General features: G+C 69.6%; 17 protein-coding genes. 5 read left to right on the forward strand and 12 right to left on the reverse strand.

The window, feature by feature from the left end; genetic code table 11:
- Positions 1–174 precede the first annotated feature (174 nt).
- A complete protein-coding gene (locus AC1MGR_RS21845; RefSeq protein ID WP_480232932.1) occupies positions 175–1,956 on the forward strand; it encodes an ABC transporter ATP-binding protein in 1,782 nt (593 codons plus the stop codon).
- A 55-nt stretch (positions 1,957–2,011) separates the two neighbouring features.
- Positions 2,012–3,052, forward strand: a complete 1,041-nt coding sequence (locus AC1MGR_RS21850; protein WP_480232933.1) for an aldose epimerase family protein — start codon at positions 2,012–2,014, stop codon at positions 3,050–3,052.
- A gap of 27 nt (positions 3,053–3,079) precedes the next feature.
- Here the strand turns inward: AC1MGR_RS21850 and AC1MGR_RS21855 are convergent, their stop codons facing one another.
- The 4 genes from AC1MGR_RS21855 to tesB form a co-directional block, all read right to left on the reverse strand.
- On the reverse strand, positions 3,080–5,758 hold the full coding sequence (locus AC1MGR_RS21855) for a DNA translocase FtsK (RefSeq protein ID WP_480232934.1): 2,679 nt from the start codon (positions 5,756–5,758) through the stop codon (positions 3,080–3,082).
- Between the two features lie 424 nt (positions 5,759–6,182).
- On the reverse strand, positions 6,183–7,688 hold the full coding sequence (locus AC1MGR_RS21860) for an ammonium transporter (protein WP_108039841.1): 1,506 nt from the start codon (positions 7,686–7,688) through the stop codon (positions 6,183–6,185).
- 90 nt (positions 7,689–7,778) lie between these two features.
- Positions 7,779–8,117, reverse strand: coding sequence for a P-II family nitrogen regulator (locus AC1MGR_RS21865; RefSeq protein ID WP_055948310.1), 339 nt, complete (start codon positions 8,115–8,117; stop codon positions 7,779–7,781).
- Positions 8,118–8,459: 342 nt separating this feature from the next.
- The gene (gene tesB, locus AC1MGR_RS21870; protein WP_480232935.1) at positions 8,460–9,338 is read right to left on the reverse strand and encodes an acyl-CoA thioesterase II; all 879 of its coding nucleotides are present in this window, start codon (positions 9,336–9,338) and stop codon (positions 8,460–8,462) included.
- A 292-nt stretch (positions 9,339–9,630) separates the two neighbouring features.
- On the opposite strand from tesB, the gene AC1MGR_RS21875 reads away from it, so the two are divergent.
- Positions 9,631–10,887, forward strand: a complete 1,257-nt coding sequence (locus AC1MGR_RS21875) for an FAD-dependent monooxygenase (protein ID WP_480232936.1) — start codon at positions 9,631–9,633, stop codon at positions 10,885–10,887.
- 99 nt (positions 10,888–10,986) lie between these two features.
- On the opposite strand, the gene ppa is transcribed toward AC1MGR_RS21875, so the two are convergent.
- The 3 genes from ppa to AC1MGR_RS21890 all read right to left on the reverse strand — a co-directional run bounded on the left by ppa (position 10,987) and on the right by AC1MGR_RS21890 (position 12,571).
- On the reverse strand, positions 10,987–11,535 hold the full coding sequence (gene ppa / locus AC1MGR_RS21880; protein WP_056270831.1) for an inorganic diphosphatase: 549 nt from the start codon (positions 11,533–11,535) through the stop codon (positions 10,987–10,989).
- 124 nt (positions 11,536–11,659) lie between these two features.
- Entirely contained in the window at positions 11,660–11,989 is a 330-nt protein-coding gene (locus AC1MGR_RS21885; RefSeq protein WP_480232937.1) for a hypothetical protein, read from the reverse strand.
- A gap of 75 nt (positions 11,990–12,064) precedes the next feature.
- Positions 12,065–12,571 (reverse strand): GNAT family N-acetyltransferase, encoded by a 507-nt coding sequence (locus tag AC1MGR_RS21890; protein WP_108039849.1) that lies wholly within the window; start codon positions 12,569–12,571, stop codon positions 12,065–12,067.
- A 215-nt stretch (positions 12,572–12,786) separates the two neighbouring features.
- On the opposite strand from AC1MGR_RS21890, the gene AC1MGR_RS21895 reads away from it, so the two are divergent.
- Positions 12,787–13,512: a fused DSP-PTPase phosphatase/NAD kinase-like protein gene (locus AC1MGR_RS21895; RefSeq protein ID WP_108039851.1), complete on the forward strand. Its 726-nt coding sequence runs from the start codon at positions 12,787–12,789 to the stop codon at positions 13,510–13,512.
- An 87-nt stretch (positions 13,513–13,599) separates the two neighbouring features.
- Here AC1MGR_RS21895 and AC1MGR_RS21900 read toward each other — a convergent pair whose 3' ends face one another.
- From AC1MGR_RS21900 to AC1MGR_RS21920, 5 genes are all read right to left on the reverse strand, one after another.
- A complete protein-coding gene (locus tag AC1MGR_RS21900; protein ID WP_181259759.1) occupies positions 13,600–13,758 on the reverse strand; it encodes a hypothetical protein in 159 nt (52 codons plus the stop codon).
- Positions 13,759–13,992: 234 nt separating this feature from the next.
- Positions 13,993–14,193: a hypothetical protein gene (locus tag AC1MGR_RS21905; RefSeq protein WP_108039853.1), complete on the reverse strand. Its 201-nt coding sequence runs from the start codon at positions 14,191–14,193 to the stop codon at positions 13,993–13,995.
- Positions 14,194–14,432: 239 nt separating this feature from the next.
- A complete protein-coding gene (gene oxlT, locus AC1MGR_RS21910; RefSeq protein ID WP_480232938.1) occupies positions 14,433–15,722 on the reverse strand; it encodes an oxalate/formate MFS antiporter in 1,290 nt (429 codons plus the stop codon).
- 306 nt (positions 15,723–16,028) lie between these two features.
- Positions 16,029–16,886, reverse strand: coding sequence for a prephenate dehydratase (locus AC1MGR_RS21915; RefSeq protein ID WP_480232939.1), 858 nt, complete (start codon positions 16,884–16,886; stop codon positions 16,029–16,031).
- A 24-nt stretch (positions 16,887–16,910) separates the two neighbouring features.
- Positions 16,911–17,654, reverse strand: coding sequence for a 3-deoxy-manno-octulosonate cytidylyltransferase (locus AC1MGR_RS21920; protein ID WP_108039857.1), 744 nt, complete (start codon positions 17,652–17,654; stop codon positions 16,911–16,913).
- 316 nt (positions 17,655–17,970) lie between these two features.
- Between AC1MGR_RS21920 and AC1MGR_RS21925 the strand changes: the two genes are divergently transcribed.
- Entirely contained in the window at positions 17,971–18,879 is a 909-nt protein-coding gene (locus tag AC1MGR_RS21925) for a c-type cytochrome (RefSeq protein ID WP_480232940.1), read from the forward strand.
- Positions 18,880–18,911: the final 32 nt, after the last annotated feature.

An 18,911-nucleotide genomic window follows, 5' to 3' on the forward strand; every position in this document is an offset into this window, starting at 1 on the left:
CGATCCTTTCGGTAAGCTCCCACGCTCTACTGTAACATTATCACATTTCCTAGCCGGACCCCGAACTGCTTCCCCATGGCTTTCGCTTGATCTCGCCCGCGGGCGGACGCAAACACCCCCGCAGTCGCGGCCCGCGCGCCGGCGGGCGGGCATGACACGGAAAGAGCGGATCAGATGGCGCGACGGGCGCTTCCCAAGAGCGACATCCTTCCCCTCCTTGGCCGGGTCTGGCGGGAATGGCTGCGTCCGCACCGGGCGACCCTCGCGGTGGTTCTGGTGCTCATCGCCATCGTGGGCGCGGCCACGGGCCTGTACCCGACCCTGATCAAGCTCGCCTTCGACGCCTTCGACCGCAAGGACATGGCCGCCCTCGCCTACGGCCCGGTGATCGTGATCGCCATCACGTCGATCCGCGGCTTCGCGCTGTTCGGGCAGAATGTCCTGACCAACCGGGTCGTCACAAGGGTCGAGGCCGACATGCAGGCCGCCCTTTACGGACACCTCATCGAATCCGACCTCGCCCAGCTCGGCCGCGAGAGCCCTGCGGCCTTCACGCAGCGCTTCACCACGGATTTCGCCTTCATCAAGGAGGCCCTGACGCGCATCTCCACCGTGCTCCTGCGCGACATCGCCATGCTGATCGCCCTGGTGGCGGCCCTGGTCTGGATGGACCCGGTCCTCACCCTGGTGGCCGGCGTGGTGGTACCGTTCGTCGCCGGGCCGATCGGCCGGGTCGGCAAGAAGCTACGGCGGGTCTCGACGGCGACGCAGGAGCGGATGGGCCTGACCGCCAGCCTGATCACCGAGAGCCTGCAGGGCGCGCGCATCGCCAAGACCTACGCGCTCGAAGGCTACCTCAAGGGCCGGGCGCAGGGCGCCTTCGACGAGGTGCGCCGCCTCAAGATGAAGGCCGCCAATGCCCGCGGGCGCCTCGACCCGCTCCTCGAGATCGGCGGTGGCTTCGCGGTGGCGGCCGTGCTGGCCCTGGTCGGCCAGCGCGTGACCTCGGGCGACCGCACGGTGGGCGACTTCACCGGCTACGTCACCGCTCTGCTCCTGGCCTCGCAGCCGATCCGGACGCTGGGCACCCTGAACGCGATCCTCCAAGAGGCCGGGGCCGCCCTCCAGCGCTACTTCGCCCTGATGGACGAGGCGCCGCAGATCCGCGATGCGCCGGGCGCGCGCCCCCTGCAGGTGGCGGGGGGCGAGATCCGCTTCACCGGCGTGCAGTTCCGCTACCGCGCCGACGCGCCGGCCCTGGAGGGCATCGACCTCACCGTCCCGGCCGGGGCGACGGTGGCCCTGGTCGGGCGCTCGGGTTCGGGCAAGTCCTCCCTGCTCAACCTCGTGCCGCGCCTCTACGACGTGACCGAGGGCGCGGTGCGCATCGACGGGCAGGACATCCGGACCGTCTCCCTCGCCTCGCTCCGGGCGGCGGTGGCGGTGGTCTCGCAGGACGTGGTCCTGTTCGACGACACCATCGCGGCCAATATCGGCTTCGGCCGGCCGGGCGCGACCCGGGCCGAGATCGAGGCGGCGGCCGAGGCGGCGGCGGCCCACGGCTTCATCAGCCGCCTGCCGGAGGGGTACGACTTCTCGGTCGGCCCTTCGGGCGGGCGCCTCTCGGGGGGCGAGCGCCAGCGCATCTCCCTGGCCCGCGCCTTCCTCAAGGACGCCCCGATCCTCCTCCTCGACGAGGCGACCAGCGCCCTCGATTCCGAGTCCGAGCGCCTCGTGCAGGACGCGCTCCTGCGCCTGATGCGGGGCCGCACCACCCTGGTCATCGCGCATCGCCTCTCCACCGTGCGCGACGCGGACTGCATCGTCGTGATGGAGGCCGGGCGGATCGTCGAGACCGGACGGCACGAGGCGCTGGTGGCGGCGGGGGACGCCTATGCCCGCCTCCACCGGATGCAGCTCTCCGGCGACGCCGAGGACGCGGCCGTGCCGGCCTGACGGGACCGATCCGCCCGCCATGCGTTGAGCCGGCCGGAGCGGGACTCGGAGATCGATGCAGGCAGAGCCTTTCGGAACCACGGCGGACGGCGTGGCCGTGATGCGCCATACCCTCGCGCGTGGCGCCCTGCGTGTGCAGGTGCTCGATTACGGCGGCATCGTCAGCCGGATCGAGGTGCCGGACCGGGCCGGCCGCGTGGCCAACGTCGTCCTCGGGGCCGTCGATCTGGCCGGCTACGCGGCGAGCGACGCGCATTTCGGAGCCCTGATCGGGCGCTACGCCAACCGGATCGCCGGCGGCCGCTTCAAGCTCGACGGACAGACTTACCGGCTGCCCCGCAACGAAGGGCGCAACACCATGCATGGCGGGCCGGAGGGCTTCGACCGCCGGGTCTGGCAGGTCGAGGCCGCCGATGCCACGAGCCTGACCCTGGCCTACCGCTCCCCCGACGGAGAGCAGGGGTTTCCGGGCAATCTCGACGTCACCGTCACGTACCGCCTGGAGGACGACGACACCCTCGCCATCGATTATGCCGCGGTCACCGACCGGCCGACGATCGTCAACCTGACCAATCACAGCTACTTCAACCTCGCCGGCGAGGGGGCGGGCTCGGCCCTCGGGCACGTCGTCACCGTCGCGGCGGACACGCTGCTGGAGACGGATGCCGAGCAGATCCCCACGGGCGCGATCCTGCCCGTGGCCGGGACGCCGTTCGATTTCCGGACGGCGACGGCGCTCGGCGCGCGCATCCGGGCGGCGCACCCGCAGCTCGCCCTGGCCCACGGCTACGACCACACCTACGTGCTCGGTGGCGACGGAACCCTGCGCGTGGTGGCGCGGGCGGTCGATCCGGAGAGCGGACGCTGCCTCACCGTGGCGACGACGCAGCCGGGGCTGCAGCTCTACACCGCCAACATGCTCGACGGGACGGTGACGGGCTCCGGCGGCGGGCTCTACCGCGCGGGCGACGCGGTCTGCTTCGAGGCGCAGGGGTTTCCCGACGCGCCGAACCACCCGGACTTTCCCAGCACGGTCCTGCGGCCGGACGCGCCGTTCCGGGCGACCACGACCTACCGGTTCGGCACCGTGCCGTAGGTCGGCCGTCCGGCGCCGCCGGATGCCTCAGCCGTGATGCGAGTCCGGCTCGACCAGGATCTCGCGCTTGCCGGCATGGTTGGCCGGGCCGACGATGCCCTCGATCTCCATCTTCTCCATCAGCGAGGCGGCGCGGTTGTAGCCGATCTGCAGCCGGCGCTGGATGTAGGAGGTCGAGGCCTTCTTGTCGCGCAGGACCACCTGCACCGCCTGGTCGTAGAGGTCGCCGCCGGCCTCGCCGAAGCTGCCCTGGTCGAAGACCGCACCGTCCACCTCGATCTCGTCGGCGCCGCCCTTGCCGCCCGAGGCGCCGTCCTCCTCCGCCGTGACGGCCTCGAGGTAGGAGGGCCGGCCCTGGCGCTTGAGGTGGGCGACCACGCTCTCGACCTCGGAGTCCGAGCAGAACGGCCCGTGCACGCGGGTCGTGCGCCCGCCGCCGGCCATGAACAGCATGTCGCCCTGGCCCAGGAGCTGCTCGGCGCCCATCTCGCCCAGGATCGTGCGGCTGTCGATCTTGCTCGTCACCTGGAAGGAGATCCGGGTCGGGAAGTTCGCCTTGATCGTGCCCGTGATCACGTCGACCGAGGGACGCTGGGTCGCCATGATCAGATGGATGCCGGCCGCGCGCGCCATCTGCGCCAGGCGCTGGATCGCGCCTTCGATGTCCTTGCCCGCCACCATCATCAGGTCGGCCATCTCGTCGACCACGATCACGATGTAGGGCAGCGCCGAGAGGTCCATCTCCTCCGTCTCGTAGACGGCTTGGCCGGTCTCCCGGTCGAAGCCCGTCTGCACGGTCCGGGTCAGGATCTCGCCGCGCCCGCGCGCCTCGGCGAGGCGGGCGTTGAAGCCGTCGATGTTGCGCACACCGACCTTCGACATCTTCTTGTAGCGCTCCTCCATCTCGCGCACAGCCCATTTGAGGGCGATGACCGCCTTCTTCGGGTCCGTGACCACGGGGGAGAGCAGGTGCGGGATGCCGTCGTAGACGGAGAGCTCCAGCATCTTCGGGTCGACCATGATCAGGCGGCACTCTTCCGGCTTCATCCGGTAGAGCAGCGACAGGATCATGGTGTTGATGGCCACCGACTTGCCCGAGCCGGTGGTGCCGGCCACCAGCAGGTGGGGCATCTTGGCCAGGTCTGCGATGATCGGCTCGCCGCCGATGTTCTTGCCGAGGCACAGGGCCAGGCTCTGCTTCGTCTCGGCGAAATCGGCCGAGGCCAGCAATTCGCGCAGGTACACCGTCTCGCGCCGGGCATTCGGCAGCTCGATGCCGATGGCGTTGCGCCCCGGGACCACGGCGACGCGGGCCGAGACCGCCGACATCGAGCGGGCGATGTCGTCCGAGAGCGAGATCACGCGGCTCGACTTGGTGCCGGGGGCGGGCTCCAGCTCGTACAGGGTGACGACGGGGCCGGGACGCACCGCCAGGATGTCGCCGCGGACGCCGAAATCGCTGAGCGTGGCCTCCAGCAGGGTGGCGTTCTGCTCGAGCGCCTCCGACGAGATCTGGCTCGAGGCCGGCAGGCGCGGAGCGTCGGCGAGAAGCTCAAGAGCGGGATGCCGGTAGTTCTCGGCGTTCTGGGGCTGGGGCGGGGCGGCGCGGCGGGGGGCGGCCGGGACGGGCGGTGGGGCCGCCGGCGCCACGCGGGAGCGCGCCGGTGCGGCGGCCTCGACGGGCTCCGCCTCGAACGCGTCCGTCTCGTCGATCTCCTCGTCCTCGTGATGCACGGGTGCCGGAGGGCGCCGGGACGCGGCCGGCGCCTGCGGCGGCGCATCGAAGACCGGCTCCCGCCGGCCGTCCGACGGAGCCACCCGGGCATCGGGAGCGTGAGTCGCCCAGGGAGCGTCCTCGGGCGCCGCGAAGGCGCGTTGCGCGGCAAGGGCCGGTGAGGCCCCCGCATAGGCGAGCGCGGTCGCGGCGGCCGCGCGCTCGGCGCGCCAGTCGGCGATGCGCGCCGCCAGGGCCGCGCGCCCGCCCATCACGGCCTGCGCCATCGCCCCGAGGGAGACGATGCCGAGGCTCGGCTCGTCGTCCTCGTAGCGTCCGTCCTGGCTGGCATCGGGCCGACCGCGTGCGGGCTGGTGGGCGGGGGCCGGCGGCGCGTCGTAGGCGTCGAAATCCTCGGCATCGAGTTCGCCGACCCGGCAGGCGCCGGTGAGGCAGAGGATCGCGACACCGGCGAACAGGAAGCCCGCAAAGGCGAGGAGCGGCGTCGCCACGATGCCGAGCATCGTCCGGGCAGCATGCATCAGCGCGTCGCCGGCGACGCCGCCGAGGCCGGTGGGCAGGGGCCAGCGGGCCGTCGAGGGCAGCGCGCTCGCCACCGCACTCGCGGCAAAGAAGCCGATGATCCACAGGGTCAGGCGCAGCCCGCCCCGGGGCAGCGCCCGCGTACGCATCAACTGGATACCCCAGAGCGCCGGGGGCAGCACGAAAGCCAGGGAGCCGAGTCCCAGGAGCTGCATCGCCAGGTCCGAGATCACGGCGCCGCCGGTGCCCAGGACGTTGTGGGCCGGATGGTCGGTGGCGTGGTTGAGGCTCGGATCGTCGATCGACCACGTCGCCAGGGCGACCGTCAGCGCGGTGGCACCGGCAAACAGCACGAGACCGCCCAACTCCGTCATCCGCTTGGCCAGGAACGGGCGAAAGCTGTCGACGAAAGTATCGTAGGGCGATGCGGAACGGCGAAGCGAGCGCATGCGGTACCAGACACGATGGGAAACTGTCCGGGGACGGTAGCGTCGGCGGAGTTAACGGCTGGCTAAGGTTGAGACTTCCCTGCGCAGGCCGTCGCAATCCGATCCTGTCCTGGGTCGATCACGTCCTGGGTCGATCGCGTCCAGGGTCGATCGCGTCCAGGGTCGATCGCGCCCTGGGGCGATCATGACCTGGGGCGAGCCTTTCTCGGGTCGATCGTGCCCTGGACGATTGCGACGAGCTGGGCGCTTCGCGGGCAGGTGGCGCGCGACCGGGCAAGCTCCCTTTCACGGCGCCGTGAGGCCGCTAGTCCCCCATGGAAATCCCGCCCCGCCGGAATCGCCATAACGAGAAAGGCCCCGGTCGCAGGGACCGGGGCCTTTCCGTTCGATGCCCGGGGGCGTCGCGTGGCTGAGTGCGTGAGCCTCAGTAGTTGTAGGCGCGCTCGCCGTGATCGGCGATGTCGAGGCCCTCGCGCTCCTCGTCCTGGGTGACGCGCAGGCCGATGGTCAGATCGACGAGCTTGTACAGGATGGCGGAGCCGACACCCGACCAGACGATGGTGAAGCCGACGGCCTTGATCTGGCTCAGGAGGGCGGCGCTGGTCTCGTAGGCGCCGACGGCGAGCTCGCCGGGCTTGGAGGTGTAGTCGGGCAGGCCGACGCCGCCGAAGTCCGGATTCACGAGCAGGCCGGTCGCGACGGCACCGAGGATGCCGCCGATGCAGTGGACGCCGAACACGTCCAGGGAGTCGTCGTAGCCGAGGGCGTTCTTCACCGTGGAGCACATGATGAAGCAGACCGCGCCGGCGACGAGGCCGAGGATGATCGAGCCCATCGGGCCGGCGAAACCGGCGGCCGGGGTGACGGCGACCAGACCCGCGATGGCGCCCGACAGCATGCCGAGCAGCGACGGCTTGCCCTTCAGCATCCACTCGACGAGCAGCCAGGAGAGGGCCGCGGCGGCGGTGGCGACGAAGGTGTTGAGCATGGCCATGGCGGCGGTGCCGTTGGACTCGAGGTTCGAGCCGGCGTTGAAGCCGAACCAACCCACCCAGAGGAGCGAGGCGCCGATCGCCGTCATGGTCAGGGAGTGCGGGGCGAGCAGGTCACGGCCGTAGCCGATGCGCTTGCCGAGCATGAGGCAGCCGACGAAGCCCGCGATTCCGGCGTTGATGTGCACCACGGTACCGCCGGCGAAGTCGAGGGCGCCCCACTTGAAGAGCAGGCCGGCATCGGCGTTCACCGCGTCGAGGGCCGCCTGGGCGGTCGCCTTCGAGGCGTCGTCGGTCGCGGCGGCCAGCGCCTTCGCGGCGTTGCCGACCGCGTCCGGGCCGCCCCAGTACCAGACCATGTGCGCCATCGGGAAGTAGATCAGCGTGGTCCAGAGGATCATGAACACGACCAGGGCCGAGAACTTCATCCGCTCGGCGAAGGCGCCGACGATGAGGGCCGGGGTGATCATCGCGAACGTCATCTGGAAGCAGATGTAGACGTATTCGGGGATCACGACGCCGTTCGAGAAGGTGGCGACGGTGGAGTTCGCGTCGATGCCCTTCAGGAAGGCCTTCGACAGGCCGCCGACGAAGTCGTTGAGACCGCCGCCGTTGGTGAAGGCGAGGCTGTAGCCGAAGATCACGAACAGCAGGCAGGAGATGCAGGCGATGGCGAAGACCTGCGTCAGCACGGAGAGCATGTTCTTGGTGCGGACGAGGCCACCGTAGAACAGAGCCAGACCGGGCACGACCATCAGCAGCACGAGGGCGCTGGAGATGAGCATCCAGGCGGTGTCGCCCTTGTTCGGGACGGGCGCGGCGCTCGCGGCGGCCGGTACGGCCTCCGCCGTCGGCGTCTGCGCGAGGGATGGCTCGATGAACAGGAGTGCCAGCGCGGCACCCCCCAGCCCGAGCGCCAGGGCATTGCGAAGTTTCATGGAAACGAGACTCCCGATCGCGGTGCGATGCTGATGTGAAGGGGGCAGGTCAGGGGCGCCCGGACGCGATCGTCCGGACAGGCATTTGCATTAGAGGGCGTCGACGTCGGTCTCGCCGGTACGGATGCGGACGGCCTTCTCGAGGGGCACGACGAAGATCTTGCCGTCACCGATCTGGCCGGTGCGCGCAGCGGCCGCGATCGCGTCGATCACGCTGGCGACGAGGTCGGAGGCGACGGCCACCTCGATCTTGAGCTTGGGCAGGAAGCTCACGGCGTACTCGGCGCCCCGGTAGATCTCGGTGTGGCCCTTCTGGCGGCCGTAGCCCTTCACCTCGGTGACGGTCAGGCCGTGGACGCCGATGCCGGTCAGAGCGTCGCGCACCTCCTCCAGCTTGAACGGCTTGATGATGGCCATCACGATTTTCATGGGCGACGCCCCCTTAAGCTACGAGTTGAGTTCGACGAGTTGAACCGGGTGGACGGAAACTTGCGCGCGTGGAGGCCACCGGCCGGCGCACGCAAGCGTCGCGACACGATCGGACCGGCCGGTGCGCCCGGGCCGCTTCCGACCCGTTCGCCCGCACCCATATTCAAGGACTATGCCAACGGAACTTTTTCGCCGGATGCGTATCTGCCCAAGAAGTATCCGGGCACTGACTCAGGACGCGGCGTTTCTAAGGCCGAGCTTGCCTGCAAAATAAGCAAACAGCTGATGGTGTAGGCACTTCGTACACCGGAAGTGCGGTTCGCGCCGGTCGAGGCTGGAACGTCAGGCCTCGGCGCGGCGCGGCCGGATCATTCCTTCCTGCGCGACGGAGGCCACGAGGGTTCCATCGCGGGTGAAGATCTGGCCGCGCGCGAAGCCCCGGGCCCCTTCGGCACTCGGGCTGTCCTGGGCGTAGAGCAGCCAGTCGTCGGCCCGGAACGGCCGGTGGAACCACAGGGCGTGGTCGAGGCTCGCCGACTGGATCTCCGGATCGAACACGGTCTGCCCGTGCGGGATCAGCGTGGCGTCGAGCAGCGTCATGTCGGAGGCGTAGGCGAGGACGGCGCGGTGGATCGCGGGATCGTCGGGCAGGCGATCCACGGCGCGCATCCAGACGTGGAAACGCGGCTCCCGCGGCGCCCGGCGCAGATAGCGCTCGATCTCGACGGGACGGAGTTCGATCGGGCGGCGACGGCCGAAATAGGAGAGGATCGGCGCCGGGATCGCGAGCCCGTGCCGGGCGGCCTCGGCGGTGGCGGCGGGCGCCTCCGGCACCGCTTCCGGGGGTGCCACGTCCGGCATGGTCGCCTGGTGGGTCGCGCCCTCCTCCGCGTCGTGGAACGAGACCGACATGGCGAAGATGGCCCGGCCGTGCTGATGCGCGACGACGCGGCGGGTGGTGAAGCTGCGGCCGTCGCGGATGCGCTCCACCGCGTAGTCGATCGGGGCCTTCGGGTCGCCGCCGAGGAGGAAGTAGGCGTGGAGGGAATGCGGCGGCCGGGTCTCCGGCACGGTGCGGGTCGCCGCCACCAGCGCCTGCGCCACCACTTGCCCGCCGAAGACCCGGAACCAGCCCGTCTGCAGGCTCTCGCCCCGGTAGAGGTCCGGCTCCAGGCTCTTCAGGTCGAGGGTATCGAGGAGTTCGGTGACGATGCCGGTCATGCCGCTTCCCTGGTCGCCCGGGGATACCCGGGCCGCATAGCGCCGCGGCGCCTCGGGCGATCCTTCACATGTGAACCATCGCGCTGGCAAGGATTTCGGCCGGGCAAGGATTTCGGGCTGGCACGGATACGGGGCAGCGAGGATCGATGGCGGGTTCAGGGGGCCCGGCGACGCCGGTTTCGGTGACCGTGGCCAGCGACGATGGCGCGGGTCCGATCCCCGATGCCACGCGTTGCCCCCGGCGCCGGGGAGTGGCACTTCCTCCCTGGCAGCGAGGGCGGCGGGGATCGGCATGGACGGATCGGAGAAGCGCGGACACCAGCGCAACGTGGTCATCGCCGGCGCCGGCATTCCCGGGCTGACGCTCGCCCTGGCGCTGGCCCAGGCCAACGGCCCGGCCTTGACGGTCACGCTCTGCGATCCCGGCCTCAGCGCCGGAGCGGCGCGCCACGCCGGGCGGGCCTATGCGGTGGCGGCCGGGGGACGACGCATGTTCGCGCGCCTCGGCCTCTGGGACGCGGTGGAGCGGGCGGCGCAGCCGATCCAAGACATGGTGGTGAGCGACAGCCGCCTGTCCGACCCGGTGCGCCCGGTCTTCCTCACCTTCGCGCAGGAAGCGGAGGCCGGCGCGCCCTTCGCCCACATGGTCGAGGCCGAACCCCTGGTGGCCGCGCTGCTCACGGCGGCCGAGGCGGCCGGGGTGGTGTTCGAGCCCACCGGCATCGTCGAGGCCGTGCCCGCCGGCGGCAGCACCCGCGTCGCCCTCGCCGATGGGCGCGTCTTGCAGGCCGCGCTCCTGGTCGCTGCGGACGGGGCGCGCTCGCGCCTCCGGGAAGCCGCGAAGATCGGCTGGGTCGGCTGGTCCTATCCGCAGATGGGTCTCGTCGCCACGATCGGGCACGAGCGCGACCATGCAGGCCGGGCCTACGAGCATTTCCTGCCCAGCGGCCCCTTCGCCATTCTCCCCCTGGTGGACGGGGGCGCCCTCGGGCACCGCTCGTCGATCGTCTGGACGGAGCGGGCCGCCGACGTGCCGGCCCTGACGGGGGGCGGCCCGGACGAGACCCTGGCGGAGATCGAGCGCCGCTTCGGCCTCAATCTCGGGCGCCTGACGCTGGAGCGGGGACCGAGCGCGCACTCCCTCGCCTTCGGCATGGCCCGGAGCTTCCGGGGCGAGCGCCTGGCGCTCCTAGGCGATGCCGCGCACGTCATTCACCCGATCGCCGGCCAGGGCCTCAACCTCGGCCTCGCCGGCGCGGCAGTCCTGGCGGAGGCGGTGACCGACGCACTCCGCCTCGGTCTCGATCCGGGGAGCCCGGACGTGCTGAAGCGCTACGAGCGGGCGCGCCGCTTCGACACCGTGGCGATGGCGGCCGTCACGGACGGGCTCAACCGCCTGTTCTCCAACGACGTGACGCCGCTGCGCCTCGTCCGCGATCTCGGCCTCGGCCTCGTCGACCGGCTGCCCGGTTTGAAGCGGCTGTTCATCGGCGAAGCGGCCGCCGCGCGCGGACCGCAGCCCCGGCTGATGCGGGGCGAGGCGCTCTGAAACGTGAAACGGCCCCATCCGTCAGGAAGGGGCCGCCGCACCGCGCATTCCACCTCTGGAAGACCGATCCGCCCGGGGCCTGACTTGCCCTTGGCGGCCTTACTTGCCCTTGGCGGCCTTGTTGGCCTTCTCGCGCTCGATGCCCTCGAGGATCAGGCGGTGCGCCTCGTCCTTGCCGCCCCAGCGCTTGATCTTCACCCACTTGCCGGGCTCGAGATCCTTGTAGTGCTCGAAGAAGTGCTGGATCTGGTGGATCGTGATGTCGGGCAGGTCGGTGTAGTTCTCGATCCGGTCGTAGCGCATGGTCAGGTGGCGCGACGGAACGGCGATGATCTTCTCGTCCTCACCGGAATTGTCCTCCATCACGAGGACGCCGATCGGGCGGGCGCTGATGATTGCGCCGGGGGCGATGGCGCGGGTGTTGGCCACCAGCACGTCGCACGGGTCGCCGTCGCCCGACAGGGTGTGCGGGATGAAGCCGTAATTGCCCGGATAGTGCATCGCCGTATAGAGGAAGCGGTCGACCACCAGGGCGCCGGCCTCCTTGTCCATCTCGTACTTGATCGGGTCGCCACCGATCGGAACCTCGATGATGACGTTCACGTCGTCCGGCGGATTCTTGCCGATCGAGACCGCGTCGATGATCATATCCATGCTCCCGCAAGCAGGGGCATTCCAGCCCCGTTGCCGGGTGTCTTAAGACCCTTCCGCCGCGAAGGAAATCGTACCTTGCGGCAGGCGGCGACGTTTGCACGAAATTGTCGGGTGCCCTTCAGGAGCGGTCGGAGGACCCGAAGCGCCGGCGCCAAGCCGCGGCGACGCGCCGGACCATGCGCTCGATCCAGCGGGCCGCGTGCTCCAGGGGCACCTTCAGAGCGGGCACGTCCTGGCTTAGGAGGGCGAGGCCCACGGGCAGCATCCACAGGCCGAGCACCGGCAGAATCGCGAAAATGCCGCCGAGGATGAAGAGGATCGCCGCCATGAGGCGGACCCAGAACCGGGAGGGCTCCCGCAGCCAGTCCACGGCCCGGCGGATGCGATCCGGTAGCTTCGCGCTGAGGTCCGTGACCCGCCTGTCCCAATCCGCCGCCGTCACGCTCATTCGTTGTCCCGCTCGCTCGCCCGAGGATCCGATCCGCCGGACCGGACCGCGGGGGCGGCGCAGGCTTCGGCGAAGTCAGTCGAAGCGGAAACCGACCTTGGACAGAACCGTTCCGGCCATCCGGTCGACGGCCTGGCCGATCGCGGTGCCGCCGAGGCCGGCATAGAAGGCGCAGGCCCGCTCGTTCCCTTCCAGGGCCCAGACACCGACCCGGGTCAGGCCATGGTCGGCCAAGTCGTTGCAGACCGCACGGAACAGGCGGCGGCCGAGCCCGAGCCCCTGGTAGGTCGGGCGAATGTAGAGTTCGTCGATCTCACCGGGCGCCTGGAGCATGCGGCCCCGCGCCGGTCCGTAGACCGCGTAGCCGACGATGCTGCTCTCCTGCTCGACCACCACGAGGGGCCGGCTGCGCTGGGTGGCCCCGAGCCACCACTGCGAGCTGCGCTGGGAGATCATCCGCTCCAGGGCGACCCCGGGGATGATTCCCCGATAGGCCTCGCGCCAGGTCTCGTCGAACAAATCCGCCAGGCGGTCGGCGTCGGCCGGGCGGGCGCGGCGGATGCTGGTGGTACTCGTTCGCATGACGGATCCCCGCGCTCGATGAAGACGATGGACGGTTCGCAATCGGTGTCGACACGCGCATCGGAGGCGACGATCCGGGCGAAGACAAGGCGACGGAAACCAACGCAAGGTCGATGCCGGTTGCTCCCCGCTCTCCACAGCGTGTTTGCCGCGGCCGCCGCGCGCTGGTAGATCAGCCCCTCCCCTTTCCCCGCCAGACCGGTCCCGCCGTCCCCGTGTTCAACCGCTTTCTCTCGTACGAGACCCGCTACGCCCGGCGCATGGCGCGGATCGCGCGCTTCGAGCGCCCGATCGCCGGCCCGGTCTCGCGGGCCAAGGCCTGGGCGAACATGCTGCTGGTGGATCACGGCGTGTTCCGCCTGGCCTACCTCAACCGCCACCGGATCGGCGCGGGGAAGCTCTGGCGCTCGGCCCAGCCGACGCCGCACCAGCTGGCCTGGTTCAAGCGCCAGGGGGTCCGCACCGTGATTTCCCTGCGGGGCGGGCGCGAGCACGGCTCGTGGCCGCTCCAGCGCGAGGCCTGCGAGCGCCAGGGCTTGACCCTGGTGGAATTCGTGCTGCGCTCGCGAGAGGCACCCTCGCGGGAGACCATCCTGGCCGCCAAGGCGTTCTTCGACGGGGTCGAGTACCCGGCGATGATGCACTGCAAATCGGGCGCGGACCGAGCTGGCCTTGCGGCGGCGCTCTACCTCATCCTGCACGAGGGCCTGCCGGTGGCGGAGGCCATGGGTCAGCTCTCGGCCCGCTATGGCCATTTCCGGTTCGCAAAGACCGGGATCCTCGACGCGTTCTTCGCGCTCTACCGACGGGAGGGCGAGCCGAAGGGCCTCGACTTCATGACCTGGGTCGAGACCGAGTACGATCCTGAGGCGCTGAAGCGCTCGTTCCGCCCCGGCTTCTGGTCCGATCTCGTGGTGGACCGGATCTTCAAGCGCGAATAGCCGGATACGAAAAAACCCGCCGCGGCCGAGCCGGGCGGGCTTCTCGAGAACTCTCTGCCAGGAAGCAAACGCCCGGCAGAACCGCGCTCAGGCGGCGAGGCGGATCGTCGACGGGGCGTTCTCGTTGTTGGCGATGAAACGACCGGAATTGGAGAGCGGGCCGTTGGCAGGGGTCAGCAGGTTCGCAGCCACGAAGACCAGCGAGACGTTGAGAGCAGCGGCGGCGACAACGAGAAGAGCGATCATCGGTGGTGTTCCAGAGCGGTTGCGTTGAGCCTGATATGGCACCGCACCATTTCTGTTGGTATACCAAATTCTACACACCACTCATGCCGTCCACGCAGGGCTCTCGCTGACTGCGCTTGCGAGGGGCTCCCGCTAGGCAAGCGCCGCATTGCTCGACTCCCGAACCTCCAAAGTTGACCCAGCCTTCGTGAGAAGAACTTCCTCCTGCATACCCTAGATTTCGCAGCGCAGCATTCAGTTGAGCGACAGGCTTTCGAGGTCCGCGGCGAAAGATGAAACGTAGCTCGGACTTTCGCCGGTGAGGATGATCAGCGTCAGGATCAAGCCCACTGCCCCCAGATACACGACCGCGAAGAGATCCTTGTCCTCACGACCGGCCAGAACGATCCCGGCGAACGGGACCGTCTGAAGGGTGAGTGCCGCCGCAATGTTCATGGACAACCTCGGTTCGTGGACGACGTCGGTTCTCGGTAGGGATGGGTCCTCGGACGGCGTCGAATTCAGCCCGACCGTCGGATCGGTCCCGCGTCCGATCGGCACCCCTCGGGCCGATCGGACACGGGCGTTCCAGGGTCGACGTCGTCGCGTCGCATGTCCTGGGCCGCCCGATGAATGAGGGCGGGTGGACGAGCCCCGGGTTTCGGCTCGCGTCGCAGGCGGAACGGCCCCGCGCGTCAGGCGGCCTGCACCGGCCGCGCCGCCGCCACGGGGGTCGCGACGGTCTCGTCCGTCAGGAAGCGCAGGCGCAGGGGCTTGAGCACGAACATCGCCAGGATCGCCGCCACGACGTTGAGGCCGATGATGATCGAGAACACCGCCGACCAGCCATACTTGGCCGAGATGACGCTGGCGATCGGCACCAGGAACGAGGCGGTGCCCTTCGCGGTGTAGAGCAGGCCGGCATTGGTCGTGGCGAACTTGGACCCGAAGGTGTCGCCGCAGGTCGCGGGGAACAGCGAGTAGATCTCGCCGAAGACGCCGAAATACACCGCCGTGGCGAAGACGAAGACCAGCGGATAGGTGCCGTAGGTCAGCAGGGTGATGATCGCCAGGGCGGCGATCGAGAAGGCGATGAACATCGTGTTCTCGCGCCCGAGATTGTCGGAGACGAAGCCGAAGAACGGACGCCCGAAGCCGTCGAAGATGCGGTCGAGCGAGATCGCGAAGGTGAGCGCCGCCATCTGCAGGCCGAACAGGCTGACGGGGACGTCCGCGACCTTGAAGTCGTGGGCGATCGGGGCGATCTGCGCCGCCGCCATCAGGCCGCCGGAGGCGACCATCACGAAGATCACGTACATCAACCAGAAGACGGGGGTGCGCACGACCTCGCGCGGGGTGCGATCGACCTTGGCCTGCGGAAGGCGCAGGGTCTTGCGCTGGACCGGGACCGCCAGTGACGGCTTGCGCAGGAAGAACGACAGCAGGACCACGATGGCCCCCTGTCCCAGACCGAAGTACAGGAACGCGTCCTGGTAGCCGCTAGTGGCGATCATCTTGGCGATCGGGATCACCGTGACGGCCGCGCCCGCACCGAAGCCGGCCGCGGTGGCGCCTGCGGCGAGGCCGCGGCGATGCGGGAACCACTTCAGGGCGTTGCCGACGCAGGTGCCGTAGACCGAGCCGGCGCCGATGCCGCCGATGACGGCCGCCGCGTAGAGCAGGAAGAGGGAATCCGCGTGGGCGTTCACGAACCACGCCAGGGCGATCATGATGCCGCCGAAGCAGACCACGATGCGCGGACCGTAGCGATCGACGAACCAGGCTTCGATCGGCACCAGCCAGGTTTCGGTGGCCACGAAGATGGTGAACGCGAACTGGATCGCCGCCCGGCCCCAGTGGAACTTGGCGTCGATGGGGTCGACGAACAGCGTCCACCCGTATTGGAGGTTGGCGATCATCGCCATGCAGAGCACGCCGAAGGCGAGTTGCCACCATTTGGCGGACGGTGAGTCCTGACGTTCCATCCCGAATTCCTTCTTGATCGGATTGTTCGCACCGATGGACCCAGCATGCACCAAAATTCGTTGTATGCAATATACCAGGGAATGAAATGTCGTTTGGGACGTGCGGGTGCCATCAGGCCATGCCCGCAAGCCGTTGCCGTGTATCATCTTGCAGGTTGTCGATGGACGCCAATGCGTCCTCTCCGGATCGCCGGACGCGCGCCGGCTCGGCCCACGCGACGTCGACGAGAGCCGTCAGGTATGGCGCAGCTGCCACCGGCCCGGGAGAAATCCTTCTTTCTTCGACGAGGCGGCAGGGCGGACCCGTTATTCGGCGGCGATCCGGCTGGCCTCGCGGTAGGGATGCGCCGGATAGGTCCCGATCACGCGTATCTCGCGCGAAAAGTATGTGAGCTCGGCCAGCGCCCGCGACAGGCCAGGCTCTTCCGGGTGGCCGTCCACCTCCGCGTAGAACTGGGTCGCGACGAACTGCCCGTCGACCATGTAGCTCTCGAGCTTCGACATGTTGACGCCGTTCGTCGCGAAGCCGCCCAGGGCCTTGTAGAGGGCGGCCGGGATGTTGCGGACCCGGAACACGAAGCTCGTGACCATCGGGCCGGCCTCGGGCGAGACCGGCTCGGGCTCGGGCGAGAACACGACGAAGCGGGTGGTGTTGTGGCTCTCGTCCTCGACATCGCGCTCCAGGATGTCGAGGCCATAGACCTCGGCCGCGAGCGCGGGAGCCAGGGCACCGCGCGTGGGATCCCTCGCCTCGGCCACCTCGCGCGCGGCACCCGCCGTGTCGCCGGCCACGATGGGGCGCACGCCGAGGCGCCGGATGATCTTGCGGCATTGTCCGAGGGCATGGACGTGGCTGTGCACCGTCCGGATCTGCTCCACGGGCGTGCCGGGCAGGACCATCAGCTGGAAATGGATCGGCAGGAAGTGCTCGGCGACGATGTGGAGGCCCGAGGTCGGGATCAGGTGGTGGATGTCCGCCACCCGTCCGGCGATCGAGTTCTCGATCGGGATCATCGCACGGGTCGCGCGGCCCTCCTTCACGGCCGCGAAGGCGTCCTCGAAGGTCGGGCACGGCAGCGGCGTCCAATCTGGATAGGCCTGGGCACAGATGATGTGGGAATTCGCGCCGGGCTCGCCCTGGTACGAGACGATGTGCTGGGGCATGCGAGCTGGTCTTTCCGAGGCGCTTCAGTTCAGGCGGCGGGCCGACAGGATGGCGCGGGCGCGCTCCAGGTCGGCGGGCGTGTCGACGCCGAGCGGCAGGTCGTCGACCACGATGGCGTCGATGCGCATTCCGGCTTCGAGGGCGCGGAGCTGCTCCAGCTTTTCGCGGGTCTCGAGTTCACCGGGCGACAAGGCCATGAAGCGGGCGAGCGCCTTCCGGCGATACGCGTAGAGACCGATGTGATGGTAGAGCGGCCCCTCCCCCCAGGGCGCCTCGGCGCGGGTGAAGTAGAGCGCACGCAGGCGGCGGGTGCCCACCGTATGGCCCACGAGCTTGACCACGTTGGGATCGCGCCGCTCGGATTCCTCGGTGATGACGGCGCAGAGGGTGGCGATGTCGACGGAGCGGTCGGCCAGCGGCAGGATCGCCGCCCCGATGATGCCCGGGTCGATGGTCGGCAGGTCGCCCTGGACGTTGACGACCACGTCGTGGTTGCCCTGCGGATCGATGATCTCCAGCGCCTCGGCCAAGCGATCCGAACCGGAAGGATGGTCGGCGCGGGTCAGGACCGCGAGGCCACCCACGGCCTCGATGGTCTCGACGATGGCGGGTGTGTCGGTGGCCACCACCACGGGGCCGATGCCGGACTCCACGGCGCGGCGCCAGACGTGCACGATCATCGGCTCCCCGGCGAGGTCGGCCATCGGCTTGTTGGGCAGGCGGGTCGCGGCCATGCGCGCGGGAATGAGGACGATGGGATCGGACATCGGTCTGGGTCCTGCTCCGGCTGGGGCCGGTGCTTAACAGCGGCGCCCCGGATTGTCATGCTAGAGGTGTCGCGCCGGGCCGGTGGCACCGCGTCCGCCTGAGCGGGAACCGGATGCGCCCACCCGCGTCTGAAGAAGTGAGGGATGGCGGCGACACTTGCCCGTCTGCGACTACGCGAAGCGCGACTCGGCCATTGTCAAGGTCGGGCTTCAACGGCTAAGCACCCTCGACCGTTTCCAAAGTCCGGCACAGGCACGCGCTGGACTTCGCCCTGAATTCTCCCCCCTCAGGCCGGCCGCACCGGAGTTGTCGAGAATGGACTCTTTCGAGCTGAACAAGGTTGCGGGTGCCGCGCTCGGCGCGCTGCTGTTCGCCGTGGGGTCGGGCTTCGTCGCCGAGCTGATCTATCATCCCAAGCCCGCGGGCGATGCGGGCTATGCCCTCCCCGAGCCGCAGGCGAAGGCCGCCGGCGGCGCCGCGCCCGAGGCGAAGGCCGAGCCCCTGCCGATCCGTTTGGCCAGCGCCACCGTGGACAAAGGTCAGGCCGCGGCCAAGAAGTGCGCCTCCTGCCACAGCTTCGAGAAGGGCGGACCGAACAAGGTCGGCCCGCATCTCTGGGGTGTCGTCGACCGCCAGCGCGCCCACGAGCCCGGGTTCGAGTACTCGGCCGCACTGAAGGAAAAGGGCGGCACTTGGACCTATGACGAGCTCGACCACTTCCTGACGAACCCGAAGGGCTACGTGCCCGGCACCAAGATGGCCTTCGCGGGCATCACCTCGCCGACCGAGCGCGCCGACGTCATCCTCTATCTCCGCAGCCTCGCCGACACGCCGGCGCCGCTGCCGGCCGTGGAGAAGAAGGCCGAGGGCGACAAGCCGGCCGAGGCCCAGCCGGCCGCCGCCAAGACCGGGGATGCCAAGCCCGCCGACGCCAAGCCGGCAGAAGCCAAGCCCGCCGACGCCAAGCCAAATCCCGAGTCGAAGCCCGCCGCGGAAGTACGGCGCGAGCAGGCACCGAAGCCCGCGGACGCCAGCAAGCCGGCCGAGGATCAGAAGCCTGAGGTCGCCAACCCGGCGACGGCCGCCAAGCCCACCGTCGCGGGCGAGGAGGCGAACAAGCCGGCCTCGGTGAAGCCCGCCGACGACACCCCGGTCGGCGCGGCTCCCCCCGCACCGCCCGCCCCGGCCGCGACCGTGCCGGCCGAGAAGCCGGCCCAGCCGTAGGGCCGGTCTGCGGGGAACCCCGAGGACCTCTG

The organism is Methylobacterium sp. BI1 (genome assembly GCF_056680125.1).